12 protein-coding genes are annotated in these 15,812 nt (G+C 59.4%); 1 reads left to right on the top strand and 11 read right to left on the bottom strand.

Annotated elements, in window-relative coordinates; genetic code table 11:
* From WA354_RS00700 to WA354_RS00665, 8 genes are all read right to left on the bottom strand, one after another.
* Window positions 1–1,090, bottom strand: a 1,090-nt coding sequence (locus WA354_RS00700; RefSeq protein WP_472811084.1) for a TIM barrel protein, incomplete at its 3' end; no start/stop codon positions are given.
* Between the two features lie 53 nt (window positions 1,091–1,143).
* Window positions 1,144–1,779 (bottom strand): LutC/YkgG family protein, encoded by a 636-nt coding sequence (locus WA354_RS00695; RefSeq protein WP_472811083.1) that lies wholly within the window; start codon window positions 1,777–1,779, stop codon window positions 1,144–1,146.
* Window positions 1,776–3,284 carry a LutB/LldF family L-lactate oxidation iron-sulfur protein gene (locus WA354_RS00690; protein WP_472811082.1) on the bottom strand — a complete coding sequence of 503 codons (1,509 nt, stop codon included), beginning with the start codon at window positions 3,282–3,284 and terminating at the stop codon, window positions 1,776–1,778. Before WA354_RS00690 ends, WA354_RS00695 begins: the two co-directional genes overlap by 4 nt.
* Window positions 3,281–4,033, bottom strand: a complete 753-nt coding sequence (locus tag WA354_RS00685; protein ID WP_472811081.1) for a (Fe-S)-binding protein — start codon at window positions 4,031–4,033, stop codon at window positions 3,281–3,283. The genes WA354_RS00690 and WA354_RS00685 overlap by 4 nt, the downstream gene beginning before the upstream one ends.
* A gap of 157 nt (window positions 4,034–4,190) precedes the next feature.
* Window positions 4,191–4,811 (bottom strand): potassium-transporting ATPase subunit KdpC, encoded by a 621-nt coding sequence (gene kdpC, locus WA354_RS00680; protein WP_472811080.1) that lies wholly within the window; start codon window positions 4,809–4,811, stop codon window positions 4,191–4,193.
* 9 nt (window positions 4,812–4,820) lie between these two features.
* Complete coding sequence (kdpB, locus tag WA354_RS00675) at window positions 4,821–7,001, bottom strand: potassium-transporting ATPase subunit KdpB (protein WP_472811079.1); 2,181 nt, start codon at window positions 6,999–7,001, stop codon at window positions 4,821–4,823.
* Window positions 7,002–7,012: 11 nt separating this feature from the next.
* Entirely contained in the window at window positions 7,013–8,734 is a 1,722-nt protein-coding gene (gene kdpA / locus WA354_RS00670; RefSeq protein ID WP_472811078.1) for a potassium-transporting ATPase subunit KdpA, read from the bottom strand.
* Between the two features lie 350 nt (window positions 8,735–9,084).
* The gene (locus WA354_RS00665) at window positions 9,085–9,780 is read right to left on the bottom strand and encodes a response regulator transcription factor (protein WP_472811077.1); all 696 of its coding nucleotides are present in this window, start codon (window positions 9,778–9,780) and stop codon (window positions 9,085–9,087) included.
* A gap of 66 nt (window positions 9,781–9,846) precedes the next feature.
* On the opposite strand from WA354_RS00665, the gene WA354_RS00660 reads away from it, so the two are divergent.
* Window positions 9,847–11,313 carry a sensor histidine kinase gene (locus WA354_RS00660; RefSeq protein WP_472811076.1) on the top strand — a complete coding sequence of 489 codons (1,467 nt, stop codon included), beginning with the start codon at window positions 9,847–9,849 and terminating at the stop codon, window positions 11,311–11,313.
* On the opposite strand, the gene WA354_RS00655 is transcribed toward WA354_RS00660, so the two are convergent.
* From WA354_RS00655 to WA354_RS00645, 3 genes are read right to left on the bottom strand one after another with little or no spacing between them, the layout of a single operon-like run.
* Window positions 11,314–12,375 (bottom strand): Gfo/Idh/MocA family protein, encoded by a 1,062-nt coding sequence (locus WA354_RS00655; protein WP_472811075.1) that lies wholly within the window; start codon window positions 12,373–12,375, stop codon window positions 11,314–11,316.
* 36 nt (window positions 12,376–12,411) lie between these two features.
* Window positions 12,412–14,157 carry an ABC transporter permease gene (locus WA354_RS00650; RefSeq protein WP_472811074.1) on the bottom strand — a complete coding sequence of 582 codons (1,746 nt, stop codon included), beginning with the start codon at window positions 14,155–14,157 and terminating at the stop codon, window positions 12,412–12,414.
* Window positions 14,154–15,581: an ABC transporter ATP-binding protein gene (locus WA354_RS00645; RefSeq protein WP_472811073.1), complete on the bottom strand. Its 1,428-nt coding sequence runs from the start codon at window positions 15,579–15,581 to the stop codon at window positions 14,154–14,156. The genes WA354_RS00650 and WA354_RS00645 overlap by 4 nt, the downstream gene beginning before the upstream one ends.
* Window positions 15,582–15,812: the final 231 nt, after the last annotated feature.

Here is a 15,812-nt window from a genome sequence, read left to right as displayed (position 1 = left end):
GAGCCTCGCGCCAGGCTGCTGCCAGCGGGCGGACATCTCGCCAGAATGCGCCCCGGAAAAGCTCCTCTGCGGCCACCAGATCGCAGGATTGCTGGAGATCGGCAAGCTTCTCTCGATCGATGAGCGCGGCTTTGAGCCACAGCTCCTGCGCCGTCACAACGGTCTGGATCATAGCCTCGATCTTGCCCTTCAGGTTATGGCTCTGATCAATCATAAAAGGCACCGCTCCGCGGTTTTGATCTTCGGACTTGTTGCTGTGCAGCTCATGAAAGATCCTGAAAATCTGGTAGGGATCGATCGAGCCAAGCGTGAGATCATCGTCGGCGTAGCGGCGGTCGTTGAAGTGAAATCCTCCGAGCAGATCCAGGTGCAAAAGCCACGCAACAATCTGCTCGATGTTTTGCGAGAGGTAATGATGGCCGGTGTCCACCAGTACAAAGGCTTGCGGGCCGGCCTCACGGCACAGGTGCGCAGACATGCCCCAGTCGGCGATGTCGGTGTGGTAGAAAGCGGGTTCGAAAGGTTTGTACTCCACGAGCAGGCGCTGGTCGTCGGCCAGATGCTGATGCGCGGCATCGAGGGCGGTTTGCAGCCACTTTATCCGGTTGCGCATGGATTGTGTGCCGGGGTAGTTTGAGCCGTCGGCGAGCCAGAGGGAAATGTCGCGCGCGTGAAGTTGCTTGCCGATTTCAATGGAATCGAGCAGGTGCTGAAGGGCGTTTTGGCGGATGTCTTCATCCGGGTTGCAAAGCGAGCCGAATTTGTATTCCTGGTTCTGAAAGAGATTCGGATTGATCGAACCCGATCGGATTCCCGTTCTGCGCTCAAGGGCCTGGACCTCCGAAACATCCGCCAGACCGCGCGGAAGGTCCCACAGTACGTGCAGAGCCAGTGTGGGCGTTGCGCCGGTGAGCCGATGAACCTCGGCAGCGTCGCTGAATTTCTCTTCGAGTGTGGATGCGGCCGCCGGCTGGAAGAACTTGCCGAAGCGTGTCCCCGTGTTCGCAAATCCCCAAGAGGGGATTTCAATTTGAAAACGATCGAGAATCTCTGCCGCCTGATCGAAGAGTGCTGATTCTGATGAATTCATAGCTGCCTGCCTCTGCTCTGCAAGTGTAGCGCTGGATTCGCTGTTCCTGCTGCTCAGTTTTCGTCACGAACGATGATCACGCTCAGGAAACGTGGCCCGTGTACGCCTTTGATGCGAGTCATTTCGATATCCGCGGTCGCGCTCGGGCCGGAGATATACGTTGCAAGGCGAGGCGGTTGCGGAAAGCGCGCAAAGTATTCGGGCAGCGTCTCGACAATCTGGTGGGCACGCAGTATGCAGAGGTGGAAGTCGGGTAGCAGGGTCAGGACGCGGCGGCCTTCAGTGGACGAATGATGGAGAACAATGGTGCCGGAATCCGCTACCGCCGCAGATGCGCCTGTGACTACACCGTCGCTATGCTCGATTCCATCGTGGCTCAGCGAATGGTCTATCTTCCACCCGAAAGCAGGGCTTAGCCACTCGGTCGGAAGGCCAGGCGGCACGACGAATGTGCGGCGGCCGGTGGAATGGAGCAGATGCGCAATGCTTGCTGGAAGTTCGGCAGTCGCAGATTCAAGGACCTCCGCGCCGTACTCGCGAAGTCGCTCGGTCATCAGATGAAGGCGGCTAGCCATATCGAGTGAACCGCGCTGGACGTAATTGCGCGGCAGGTCGGCGTAGATATTCGAGTCCTTACGCGTAGCGTTGCGGAGACTGTCAAGGATTGCCTCACGCGAAGACGTTGTCATGAGCGGCTCCCCTTGCCTGGTCTTGTATCGTGCGCCGCCCTCGCAGGGCGCATCGCCCACCATTCGCGGAAGGATTCTTTGGGCAACGCGCGGAGATCGCGCGACATCGTCCAGCGCGCACCAAGGCTGGGGAGACCGCGAATCCACCCATCTTTGCCGGTAAAAAAACGCAGGCCCAGCCGGCCAAGCTGCTGCGCGAGCCGGAAACGTGGGCCACTGGCAAAGACGAGGTTCGCAGCCTTCATGCCGAGGTACATGGGATCGAACCAGCGCGCCGGTTGCGAACGCTCCTGGTCGATGACCTGAGCACGCAACTCGATCAGAACCTCAGGAATGTTGATCTTCACCGGGCACACTTCATAACAGGCTGCGCAAAGCGACGAAGCATAGGGCAATGACTGCGCATGCTGCATGTGTTCGAGCTGGGGCGTCAGGATGGCGCCGATCGGGCCGGCATAGGGCGAACCGTATGCGTGTCCTCCGGTCTGTCGGTAGACAGGGCAGGTGTTCATGCAGGCGCCGCAGCGAATGCATTGCAGCGTCTGTCGCTCGACTTTGCGCCCCAGAATATCGGAGCGGCCATTGTCCAGCAGCACGACGTGGAAGCGCTCCGGGCCATCGCCGGCGGTGACCCCTGACCAGAGCGAAGTGTAGGGGTTCATGCGCTCGCCAGTAGCCGATCGTGCAAGGACCTGCAGCATTACTTCGAGATCAGCGAATCGAGGCAGGACCTTTTCAATTCCGGCGAGCGCGATGAGCGTGCGCGGCAGCGTGAGGCACATGCGTCCGTTGCCTTCCGACTCCACGATGGCGACGGAGCCGGTTTCGGCGATCAGGAAATTGGCGCCGCTGATCGCCGTCGGCACACTCAGGAACTTTTTGCGCAGATAGGCGCGTGCAGCGGCTGTCAGTGCCTCAGGATCGTCGGAGAGTTCCGGCAGACCCATCCGGTGCGCGAAGATCTCGCGAACCTGGCGACGATTCACGTGCAGGGCGGGAACGACAATATGTGAAGGCTCGTCATCACCGAGTTGCAGGATGAGTTCGGCAAGGTCGGTTTCGATTGCGGCGATGCCAGCCGCCTCCAGCGCCGGGTTGAGCTGAATTTCAGCGGAGGTCATGGTCTTGATCTTGATGACCTCGGTCGCATTCTCTTCGCGCAGAACACTCAAGATGATTGCGCGTGCTTCAGCCGCGTCGCGAGCCCAGTGGACCGTTCCACCCGCGGCTGAGCAGGCGGTTTCGAACTGCTGAAGGTATGTATCGAGATTGGCGAGTACGTGAGCGCGAATGGCAGCGGCGGATGTGCGTAGTTCCTGCCAGTCTGCTTTTTCAGCGACCAGGTTGTTGCGTTTGGCCTGGATCACGTCAGTGGCGTGAGCGACGTTCTTGCGCAGTTGCGTGTTCTTTAGAATCGTGAAGGCCGCTTCGGGGAACGGCGGCGCAATATGCGGATCCATTACGGGGGAAGGCGCATGCGCGGCGGGGTGGACAGGCGTGCTCATGCGGTTAGCCTGTGCGGATGTTCTGCGGTGCTGGCAAGGATGCCGGCTAGATGAATAGTCTGCAGGCTTTTCTTCTGGCGATGCAGCGCCCCGCTCAGATGCATCAGGCAACTGTTGTCGAGTGCGGTGCAGTACTCGGCGTCAGTCGCAAGCATGTCGGTAAGCTTGGTTTCGAGCATGGCCGTGGAGACTTCAGCGTTCTTCACGGAAAATGTTCCGCCGAATCCGCAGCAGCGTTCCAAATTTGCGAGCGGAACGAATTCGAGTCCGCGCACCTTGCTCAGTAAACGGAATGGCCGGTCGCCCACATGCAGTCCGCGAAGTCCATGGCAACTGGCGTGATAGGTTACGCGATGCGGAAAATATGCACCCACGTCCTCTGTGCCGAGTTTGTCGGTGAGAAATTCACTCAACTCGTAGACGCGTGGCAGCAGCGCGGCAAACTGTTTCCGAAGCTCCTCATTTCCCAACTCCTCGAACAGGCCGGAATACTGATCGCGGATCATGGCCACGCAGGAAGACGAAGGAATCACCACGCATTCAGCATCGCGATAGAGCTTCACAAACCGCTTGGCCTGCGAATAGGCTTCGGTGCGAAATCCGGTGTTGGCATGCATCTGGCCGCAGCAGGTCTGCGCCGGCAGGAAGTCGAGCTCGACACCAAGCCGCTCAAGCAGACGAACGACGGCCCGCCCGGTTTCCGGAAAGAGTGTGTCGTTGTAGCAGGTGATAAAGAGCGATGCGCGCATCCGCGAGACCCATCGAACAAGCAAGGTGTGAAAGAAGATGATATTTCGCGGGAGAAGGCTTGTCGAATGATGTGGCGGAAAGAAGATGCGGAGGCGAGAGAAAAAGGCGGGGGAGGATGCGATCCTCCCCCTATTTCCAGGGAAAGCCCGGGGAAGCCTATTTTGTTAGCTGATCGAGTGCCAGGTTGAGTTCAAGCACGTTAACGCGCGGCTCGCCAAGGAGGCCGAAAGTACGCCCGGCAGTGTGCTGTTGAATGAACTGGCGCACCTGTGTCTCGCTGAGACCGCGCGCCCTGGCAATGCGCTGCGCTTGAAAATATGCGTTGTCAGGCGTGATGTCCGGATCGAGGCCCGAACCCGATGTCGTAACCGCGTCGATCGGAACGGGGCGGCCCGGATTCTCCGCCGCCAGTTTGTCAATGTCACCCTGGATGCGCTGCACAAGCTTCGCGTTCGACTGTGCAAGATTCGATCCGCCCGAGGACGTTGGGTCGTATCCATTGCCTGCAGCCGATGGACGGGGATGGAAGTAGCGATCCGAAGTGAAGCTCTGCGCGAGAAGTTCGGAGCCGACGACCTGGCCATTCTTCAGGATCAGGCTGCCTGCGGCCTTGTGTGGAAACATTACGCCGGCGATTCCCGTAACGATGAGCGGGTATCCGATTCCGAACAGCAGCGTGGTTAGCAGGGTGAAGCGGATCGCGGTGCGCCAGACTGAGTGCGTAACTGTCGCAGTGTGACTTGCTGCGTTTGAAGCGAATGTAGTTGTCGCGTGCATTGTGGTCCTCTATGCCAGGTGTATGGCTACGAGCAGCATGTCGATGGCCTTGATGCCGATGAACGGAATAATTACACCGCCGACACCGTAAATGAGCAGGTTGCGCCGTAGAAGTGCCTCGGCGGGTTTGGGTTCGTATTTCACGCCGCGCAATGCGAGCGGGATAAGCGCCACGATGATGATGGCGTTGAACACCACCGCCGACAGAATCGCGGATTGTGGAGAATGCAGGTGCATGATGTTGAGTGCATTCAGCACCGGGAATGCTACCGAGAACATCGCCGGAATAATGGCGAAATACTTGGCCACATCGTTGGCAATCGAAAACGTGGTTAGAGCGCCGCGCGTCATCAGCAACTGCTTGCCGATCTCGACAATCTCGATGAGCTTTGTAGGATTCGAGTCGAGGTCGACCATGTTCCCGGCCTCTTTAGCGGCCTGCGTGCCGGAGTTCATGGCCACACCCACATCGGCCTGTGCCAGAGCAGGTGCATCGTTGGTGCCGTCGCCGGTCATGGCGACAAGCTTGCCCTTGCCCTGCTCGCGCTTGATCAGGTCCATCTTGTCCTTGGGCTTGGCTTCGGCAAGAAAATCGTCGACGCCGGCTTCGCGCGCGATGACAGCAGCGGTAAGCGGATTGTCTCCCGTGATCATGATGGTGCGAATGCCCATGGCACGCAGTCGCGCGAGACGCTCTTTCAGGCCGCCCTTCACAATGTCCTTGAGGTAAATGACGCCGAGGGCAGTAGAATTCTCCACCACAACCAATGGCGTGCCGCCCGCGCGCGCAATCTCTTCCACAGCATCGCGAACTTTCTTCGGCAGCGACGACCCCTGGTCCTCGAGAAATCTTGCGATCGCATCCGCCGATCCTTTGCGAATGCGCATGCCGGGCAGATTCACACCGCTCATGCGCGACTGCGCGGAGAAGGGAACAAACTCAGCGTGAATGCCGCCAAGATCGCGGCCGCGAAGGTTGTACTTCTCCTTCGCCAGCACCACGATCGACCGGCCCTCCGGCGTCTCGTCTGACAACGACGCGAGTTGCGCCGCATCGGCCAATCGCTCTGCGGTCACATCGGGCGCCGGAATAAACTCGGTGGCTTGGCGATTGCCCAGCGTGATGGTCCCGGTCTTGTCGAGCAGCAACGTATTCACATCACCCGCCGCTTCAACCGCGCGACCGCTCATGGCAAGCACGTTGTATTGCACCAGTCGATCCATGCCGGCGATGCCGATCGCGGAGAGCAGCCCGCCAATCGTCGTAGGAATCAGGCAAACCAGCAGCGACACCAGTACAAACACCGTCTGCGGCGCCTTGGAATAGATGGCAAAGGGCTGCAGCGTAACCACCGCCAGCAGGAAGACGATGGTCAATCCAGAAAGCAGAATTGACAGCGCAATCTCGTTCGGCGTCTTCTGCCGGGTTGCGCCTTCTACCAGGGCGATCATGCGATCGAGAAACGTTTCGCCGGGATTAGACGTAATGCGAATCTTCACCCAGTCAGACAGCACTTTCGTTCCGCCGGTGACCGCCGAACGGTCGCCGCCCGCCTCGCGGATCACCGGAGCAGACTCGCCGGTGATAGCGGACTCATCCACAGAGGCAACGCCCTCGATCACCTCACCATCGCCTGCGATGTAGTGCCCGGCCGGCACGTAGATAATGTCGCCGGCGCGAAGCAGGCCGCTGGCAACTTGCTCCAGCGCGCCGGAAGGGTTATACCGTTGCGCGATAGTTTCGCCCTTGGCCTTGCGCAGCGTGTCGGCTTGCGCCTTGCCGCGACCTTCTGCCATGGCTTCGGCAAAGTTTGCAAACAGCACCGTGAACCAGAGCCAAAGCGTGATCTGGAGATTGAATCCGAAGCCGACGCGATGGTGGATGGTGTTGTCGATGAGCAACGCGGTCGTCAGCACGCTGCCAACCTCGACGACAAACATCACGGGGTTCTTGACCATCCAGCGGGGATCGAGCTTGCGGAATGCGTCAATCAGAGCCTGCCCGATGATTTCGGTATTCCAAAGGCTCTTTTGCTCCAAAACGCCCGGCGTTGATTTCTTTCTGCGATGTTCGTGGTGCTCCGGCGGCAGAGCCGACGTTGCACCGGATTCTGCTGCGAGAGTGCCCGTTGCTGAATCCGAATGAGCTTCAGCCTGAGCAGGAGAATTGTATTTGCCATAAGAACTCATGTCAGGTCTCCTCAAAAGATCTGTCCGGATTTCAGCTGAAGATGTTCAAGAATCGGTCCCAGGCTCAGGGCCGGGAAGAAAGTAAGCGCGCCAAGAATCAGTACGACGCCCACAAGCAGCACTGTGAACAGCGGCGTATTGACAGGGAATGTGCCCGGGGAAGGCGGGACGCTTTTCTTCTGCGCAAGGTTTCCAGCGAGCGCGAGCACCGGCAGCATCATCAGGAAGCGCCCGATGAGCATGTCCCAACCCATCGTGACGTTGTACCACCAGTTTGGGCCGAGGCCGGCGAAGGCCGATCCGTTGTTGCCGGCGCCGGATGTAAAGGCGTAGAGCACTTCGCTGAGGCCGTGTGGACCTGGATTGTTCGTGGTCCCAAGTCCGACATTTGGCATCAATACAAAGATGGCTGTCAGCGAAAGAATGATCAGCGGAAAGATGAGCACGTAGAGCATCGCCATCTTGATGTCGTACGACTCGATCTTCTTGCCGAGATATTCCGGCGTACGCCCCACCATCAGGCCGGCAATAAAAACGGCCTGGACCACGAAGATCAACATGCCGTAAAGCCCTGCACCCACGCCGCCGAAGATGACTTCGCCGAGCATGATGTTAGTCAGCGGTACGAGACCGCCAAGCGGCGTGAAGCTGTCGTGCATGCCGTTCACCGCACCGCAACTTGCGTCAGTGGTGATCGTCGCGAAGAGCGCGGTTTCAGCGATGCCGTTACGAACTTCCTTGCCTTCCATGTTGCCGCCGGGTGCAGTCGCCGTTGCCGTTTGCGCAGCGCCGTGAATGAGCGGATGCGGATGCGCTTCAGCCCAGTAGAGCGTAACGAATCCAGCCGCAAACAAGACGTACATGGCTGCGAAGACTGCCCAGCCGTGCCCCGGCGAACCGGTCATGCGGCCCAGGGTGTACGTAAGACCGGCGGGGATGATGAAGATGGAGAGGATCTGCAGGAAGTTGGAAAACGGCGTCGGATTCTCAAACGGGTGGGCGCTGTTGGCGTTAAAGAACCCGCCGCCATTCGTGCCCAGCATCTTGATGGCTTCCTGCGAAGCAACCGGCCCCTGCGCGATGGTCTGCGTCTGTCCCTCGAGCGTGTGCGCGGCCGTGTACGCATGAAGATTCTGCGGCACGCCCTGCGCAACGAGCAGCAGCGCATAAATCAGCGAGGCTGGCAAGAGAACATAGAGCAGCGTGCGCGTCGTATCGACCCAGAAATTACCGATGGTCGCACAGGACGTGCGCTTGATGGCACGCACCAGTGCGATGGCGACGACGATGCCGACGGCAGCAGAGAAGAAGTTGTGCGTCGCCAGACCGGCCATCTCGGTTAGATAACTCATGGTCGATTCCGGCGTGTAAAACTGCCAGTTGGTGTTCGTCGTGAAACTGGCCGCCGTGTTCCACGCAAGATCAGCGCCTACACCCGCTAGGTGCTGCGGGTTCCACGGCAGCAAAGCTTGGGCGCGCTCGATCACGTAGGTCAGCAGCATGGTCACGGCCGAGAATCCCAGCATCGCAAATGCGTATTCCCGCCAGTTCATTTCGTGGTCGGCTTCGACTCCGCAAAGTTTGTAGATGAGGCGCTCGACGGGGCGGAAAAGTGGATCGAGCCAGGTACGTTGCCCTTCCAGCACGCGCGCCAGATACAGCCCTACGGGACGCACGGTCAGGAGCAGGACAAGAGAGAATGCGGCGAATTGTAACCAGCCATTGGCAGACATGTCAGAACTTCTCCGGATAGAGCAGCGTGGCGGCGAGGTAAATGAGCAGCAGGACCGAAAACAGGAGAGCTACTACGGTGACGAGATCCATGGCTTACCTCAACTTCTGACAGGCCTTGACGTAGAGAAAGGCCACAGCAAAGAAAACGGCGGTGAAGAACAGCATCGTGAGATCTTGCACGGGAGGGTCCTCGTTTCAGAACGGCACGAACCTCGCGGCTGCATGTCATTCCAAAATCGATTTTGCGGGGTCGCGCATTTTCTTAGCGGAAGGGAAATCTAAAGAAAACATAAGGATCGCGCCGAATGGCCTCAGAGGGGTCGCCGCGTATTCGGGCGACACTCCGTCCCTATTCTTCTTTGCCGTTAAAGCCCTCGGGGACGAAGCGATAACCGACCCATGGTTCGGTCTGGATGAACTGTTTTCCCGTTTCAGCCTCAAGCTTTTTGCGAAGCTGGCCGACAAAGACGCGGAGATATTCAGGCTGGTGGGCCGATTGTGCTCCCCAGACCGCGGTGAGCAGCGCGCGATGCGTAATCACCTTGCCGGCGTGTCGCGCGAGGTGCAACAGGAGCTCAAATTCCTTCGGCGTCAAGCGGATCGGCTTGCCTGCGATTGCGATGCTATGCGCGGCCGCATCGATCACGAAGTCCCCGGCAACAATCGCCGACTCCGTGCGCTCCGGTGCGCGGCGAATATGGGCCCGGACCCGCGCCTGCAGTTCCTGGATGCTGAAAGGTTTCGTGACGTAGTCATCGGCGCCTGAGTCGAGGGCCTCAATCTTGGCGCGCTCATGATCGCGTACCGAAAGCACGAGGATCGGGGTGGGCGAAGTTGCGCGTATGGCGCGGCAAACTTCAACGCCGCTCAATCCCGGCATCATCAGGTCCGTGATAACAAGGTCTGGCGGCCACTCTGCGAAGATACGCAGGCCCTCTTCGGGATCATTTGCGGTACGGACATCGAAAGCCTGTGCAGACAAGGCCGCGCGCAGCACACGGGTGATTTGCGGTTCGTCGTCGATCACTAGAATTCTGCCGTGCATGTTCGCCTTCTTCCACCGGAAGCTTACATCATCGGGGAGGCGAGTATCATTCCCGTTGAGACAACCATGGAATTGAAGCCCAAACCCTACCATTACGTTCAGTGGCTGGGCGCCACACTGGCCGCGGTGTTGACTACTGTCGGCCTGGCCATCGCCGGAGCGCGGGCAACCACGGCGGGCATGGTGTTCCTGGTGGTCGTGGTGGTTACGGCGACGCAGGCCGGGCTCGCAATCTCCTTGTACAGTGCTCTGCTTTGCGCCATATCCTTCGATTTTTTCTTTCTGCCTCCAATTCACACCTTCACCCTGGCCGGACCCCAGGAGTGGGTGTCGATAACAACGTTCGCCGTGAGTTCGCTGGTAGCAGGTCGTGTCGCCGAACGGGCTCGCATACAAAAGGAACAGGCCGAACAGAGACGCGAAGACGTAGAGCGGCTCTACCTTCTGAGTCAGGAGATGATGCTGCATGAGGACTCAGCAGGGCTGATTCGCGCCTTACCGGCGCTGGTAGCCAGGATATTTTCGCTCGAAGGCGTCGTTTTGTACGTGCAGGATCGGGATCAGTTTGTGGCGACAGTGGCAGAGTTGGCGGAGCTCTTCAAAGCAAATCTGCGCGAGGTGACCGGCGGTGCACACACAACAATTGCCCAGCAAGATGGATTTGAGGCCCATGCGCTGATGGTGGGGATGCGCGCCGTAGGTGCGATGGCATGGCGGCCCGCAAACCTGTCGCGCGAAGTTGCAACCGCCGTATCGGCGCAGGTGGGAATCGCCTTGACGCGGGCCATGGCCATCGAGGCAACTGCGCGCTCGGAGGCTTCGCGTGAAAGCGACCGGCTGCGGACGGCCCTTATCGATTCGCTCACACACGAACTGCGTACACCTCTGACCTCGATTCGTGCCGCGGCAACGACCCTTACCCAGGATGAAGGCCTGGACGCGCCTTTGCGCCGCGAATTGGCAACGGTGGTTGACGAGGAGTCAGCCTACCTCGATGCCCTGATCGGCGAAGCCGTGGAGATGGCGGAACTCGACGCCAGGGTCCTGAAAGTGCAGGCAGAGCAGCGCCACACGCGCACGCTGCTTGAGCACGCAGTAGAGGAGTCGCACAAAGTGCTGGGGCGCCACCAGGTCATTTTGATGGTGCAGGAGCCGGACAGGCCGGTTTGGTTCGATGCCAGGCTGCTCAGTCGGGTGTTTCGCCACCTCATTGAGAATGCGGCCACCTATTCGCCGCCTGAGAGCCGGATCGTTTTGCGCAGCAGGCGCGTCGATGGTCGTCTGGAATTTGAAGTGGAGGACAGCGGTCCGGGAATCGACAAGATCGATATGCCGCATATCTTCGAAAAGTTTTATCGCGGCAAGAAACGCGCCAACTTCGGAAAGGGAACCGGTATGGGGCTGGCAATTGCCCGCGCGATCATGCTCGCACACGGCGGCGGGATCTCCGTAGAGAGCAATCGGGAGCACGGCAGCACGTTCCGCTTCTGGGTGCCGCTGGTGGATCAGCAGGCGGCAGAAATGCCTCAATGATCAGGCCGGTTCGCCGCTCCAGTCGCATTCAATATCGCGGTGCTTCTCCGAGCTTTCCTTCGCCCACTCCAGCACGCGCGCCACGCGCCACGCTTCCGTTGGAGTAACTGGCGATGCGGGCGAATTGCCCAGTAGAACATCGCGAACACCGGCATAGAAGAGCCGATAATCGCCCGTTGCCGATTCCACGGGCCGCGTCACCATGTCGCCGTCAACATCAACGCTCAGCGTGCCCCAATGATCGCTTTGCTCCTGGCCCCAGTTGGTGTCTTCAATCTTCGTGACCTTGCTAAGCGCGTCTTCCTGCGGGTCCAGTCCCCACTTCCAGAAATTCCCCCGGGTGCCCCGCAAATGGAAGCGCGGGCGGCCCAGAGACGAAAGACAGTTGGCTCCGAGGGTGACCGAGAAGCCTGTCAGGTAATGCAGTCGGATTGTGATCGCGTCATTTGCGCCATCGTCATCGCGCTCGCGCCTGATCTCAGCTCCCACGCTCGCCGGCTGTCCGAAGAGAGCGAGCGCCTGGTCGACAAGGTGCGTTCCAAGGTCGAACAAAATGCCGCCTTCGTCCGTCTCTTCCTTCCAGGCGCGGGTGGATTGGCCGGGCCGCCAGCGGTCGAAGGTCGACTCAAAATGGACCAGCCGGCCAAGAGAATGTTTATCCATCAGTTGGCGAATTGTCAGGAAATCGCTGTCGAAACGTCGGTTATGAAACGGAAATAGATGCAGACCGATGCCTCCAGCCAGCTCGGAAAGCTGCGCAATCTCGCCGGAACTGAGGGCTACAGGCTTGTCGACAACTACGCTCTTTGCTGCTCCAAGTGCCTGCGACGCTATGCGGAAATGGGTGCTGTTGGGCGTTGCGACGACCACCAGCTTGATGGAGGAGTCCGCCAGCAATTCTTCGATGGAGCGATAAGTCGTAATGCCGGGGTAGCGCTCGGCGGCTTTGCTGGAGTTGCGCTCCACAACCGCAGCGAGTTCGAGACCTTCGACTGAAGAGATGAGCGGTGCGTGGAACACGCGTCCCGCCATGCCAAAACCAACCAGCCCAACGCGAATCATTCGTCCCCCGATCGCGACTGCCTGCTGCGGTTCTATTTAGCCTTCGAGTTTATACCGGGTCTCAGCCAGGCGATAGAGGCGGCGCCAGACAAGTCGATTCATAGTAACCACCAGCAGCGAGATCATGATGGTAGCCAGCAGCAGAATCGGAAAGTTTCCGTCAGCGCTGGCAGAGTCAATTTGGGCTCCCAGGCCGATGGTCTGAATCGTCCGGTTCTGGACGTTGGCATACTCTGCAAAAACCGAGGCATTCCACGCACCACCGGAGGCCGTCACCATGCCGGTGATGAGATACGGAAAGATGCCAGGCAGGATCAGCGTCGTCCATCGCTGCCAGCGCGTGAATTTGTAGAGCGAAGCAGCCTCGCGCAGGTCAGAGGGGATGGACATCGCGCCGGCAATCACATTGAAGAGGATGTACCATTGCGTGCCCAGCAGCATCAGTGCGACAGAGCCGATGCCGAGGCCGCCGCCGATCTTGAGCAGGCCGATGAGCAGAATGGGGAAGAAGGCGGTGGCCGGTACAGATGCCAACACCTGCGCAACCGGCTGAACGATCCGCGCAAGCTTGGGATTGAAGCCAATCGCAACTCCTACCGGCACGGTCCACAGAGCGGAGATGAGCAGCGCCACATTGACGCGCATGAAAGTGGCGGCCGCGCCCGCCAGCAGCATGCGGATGTCAGAAAGCGTGACATGCCGGAGCATCATTGCGCATTGCACGGCTCCCCATGTCACCGCCAGCGCAAATGCAACACCCACGACCCAGTAGGTGATCGAGGTCTTATTTTCTTTGGAGTCCTGATCGAGAGGCTGGACAACGCGGCATTCCCGGGAGCGCGCCATGCGGCGGTAAATCGGCTCTTCGATGCTTGCCCAGAGCCGGGCTGAGAGAGTATTGACGAGAGCGGAACGCTGCAACAGGGTGAGGATCGGCGAGCTGACGTGGTCCGCCGCTTCCACCTGTTCGAACTTGAACTTCTCGCTCCACGCGATCAGAGGTCGCCAGATGAGCTGATCCGTCGCCACCACGATGAGCACGATTGCCACGATTCCGCTAATCAACGCGCGAACGTCGCCGGAGTAGGTCGCTGTCTGGATGTAGCTGCCCAGCCCCGGAAGCTGGAAGTTGACCCCGTTCAGCGGAAACATCTCGCATGCCATGAGAGCGAACCAGCCGTTAGCCACCGAGATGATGGAGTTCCACACCAGGCCGATGGCTGCGTAAGGCATCTCAAGCTGCCAGAACCGCTGCCAGGTTGAATAGCGGTAGATGCGTGAAGCTTCGATCATCTCGCGCGGAATGCTTTTCACCGACGAGTAGAAACTGAATGCGAGATTCCACACCTGCCCGGTAAAGATCAGCAGGATCACGCCCATCTCGATCCCGAGTTGATGGTGCGGGACCAGGGCGATCATCGCCAGTAACACCGGCGGCAGAAAGCTTAGAACCGGGATTGACTGCAGGATGTCGAGTACCGCAATCATCCATGCCTCGACGCGTGTATTGTGGGCGGCGATGTATCCGTAAGAGACGGCGAAGATCAAGCTGAGAAAGTAGGCGATCCCGATGCGCATCACCGAAAACAGTGCGTAGAGCGGCAGCGAGCGCGCACTCTCTGAGATGGGAGATGCAGGGACAGCCGAGCCCATCCAGTAGGAAGCCATATGCACGATGGCCATGAATACCGCGAGGGCACACAGGCCCACACCCATATCGATGAAGAAAGGCCAGGTGCGAACGGTGACAAGCGAACGTGCAAAGGTGCGCTGAATCGTCACTCATCGCCTCCGGCTGGGGCGGCTTCTTCCAGCGCGTCAGGCACCACGAAGCGGCGTCGCGCTGCGTCGAAGTCAAACAGCTCGGCATACCGGCCCCAGTTAACCGCTGTCTCAATCTGACGGCGTGACTCTTCGTCGCTGAACTGCTCGTCGAGCATATCGAGGAAGAAGTCTTCTGGAACGGTGTGGTCGCTCTTGGCTTCCAATGCGCGTCGAATCTGGCGAAGCAGCAAAACATTTGCGAGCGCCGCGTCGCGAAAGAGCTCTTTTTGCCGAAGGATTTCGGAGTTGGCGTATTCCGTTCCGGTCTCAGTGATGGAGACGTCGCCTTCCTCCACCTTGAGGAAGCCCAGCAGCTGCGCAGCATCAACGATCGGTAGCAGGTCGTCGATCTCGAAAGCGAGGTCGTCGGCGAGGCGATAGATGTCGTCTCGCCCGCCTTTATCGAGGAGCAGTTCCAGCAGTCCGGCTATGCCGCCCGGTCGGGCATGGGGCAGCATCTGATATTTCATCTGCCGCTGATCGCGTACCACCCGGCTGGGATGCTGATGCTCGGGCGCCTCGGCGGGCGTGACGTCTGGCCGCGTGAGCACCTTGTAGATGTAATCGACCAGTTGCGTGAAGGGCTGGGATTTCCGGTCGCGCGGCTGCGGAATCTGCACGCGGAAATCGGTGCGAATATGGCCCGGGTTGCGTCCCAGCACAATGATCCTGTCGGCGAGCAAAACGGCTTCCTCGATATTGTGAGTGACGATAAAGACGCACCGCGTGGGCATCGTCTTCTTCGCCCATAGCTCGAGGAGCTCGCTGCGCAGGTTCTCCGCGGTAAGAACGTCGAGCGCGGAGAAGGGTTCGTCCATGAACAGGACCTCCGGCTCCACGACCAGGGCACGGGCAAAGCCGACGCGCTGTTTCATGCCGCCGGAGAGTTCCTTCGGATACGCTGACTCAAAGCCATCGAGGCCGACTGTATCGAGCATGCGCATGCTGCGGGTGCGGCGCTCCTCGGGCTCGACGCCCCGCGCCTGGAGCGGAGCCTCCACGTTCTCAAGAACCGTTAGCCACGGAAACAGGGCAAAACTCTGGAACACGATGGAGACGTTGATCTCGGTATCGGCGATTGGCTTTTCGTGCCAGTAAACCTGGCCAGCGGACGGCCGTGAAAGCCCGGAAAGCATCCGCAGCATCGTGGATTTGCCGGAGCCCGAGGGGCCGAGCAAGGCGACAATTTCTCCGGGAACAATACTCAGGTCGGTTGGCGAAATGACCTGGATGCGGTTCTGGCTGGGCTGGGCGTAGTACTTCTCGATTTTTTCGGCGCGAATGATCGCCTCGCCGGGGCGAACCGTGGATTCGCCATTCGGGCCGCTCGCGGTCGCCGGAGCAGGGGTCTGCGCTGCGTTAGGGATGCCGGCTGGTTGCATACGTGCCTCTCCGCCTGGGGTCTGCCGAAAGGAACGGCAGGGGACTGGTATTTCAAAAGCTTATGAGGGTTGCGTTGCTCCTGCGTGAATAGGCGGGCGCTTTAGGAACAACCCGCGTTTAGAGTACCGCAGTCCACGCATTTGCCGGAGTTCCGCCAGCGCGACGCGGTCTACCCAAGCAAATTGCAAGATTGGTGCAATCTTCCGGCAGGGAGCGCGTCAAAGGCTAGA

This window comes from Occallatibacter sp. (genome assembly GCF_049802275.1).
Lineage (GTDB): Bacteria > Acidobacteriota > Terriglobia > Terriglobales > Acidobacteriaceae > Telmatobacter.
Note: the sequence above shows the minus strand (reverse complement) of the source record. Positions and strands in the feature narration are given on the sequence as shown.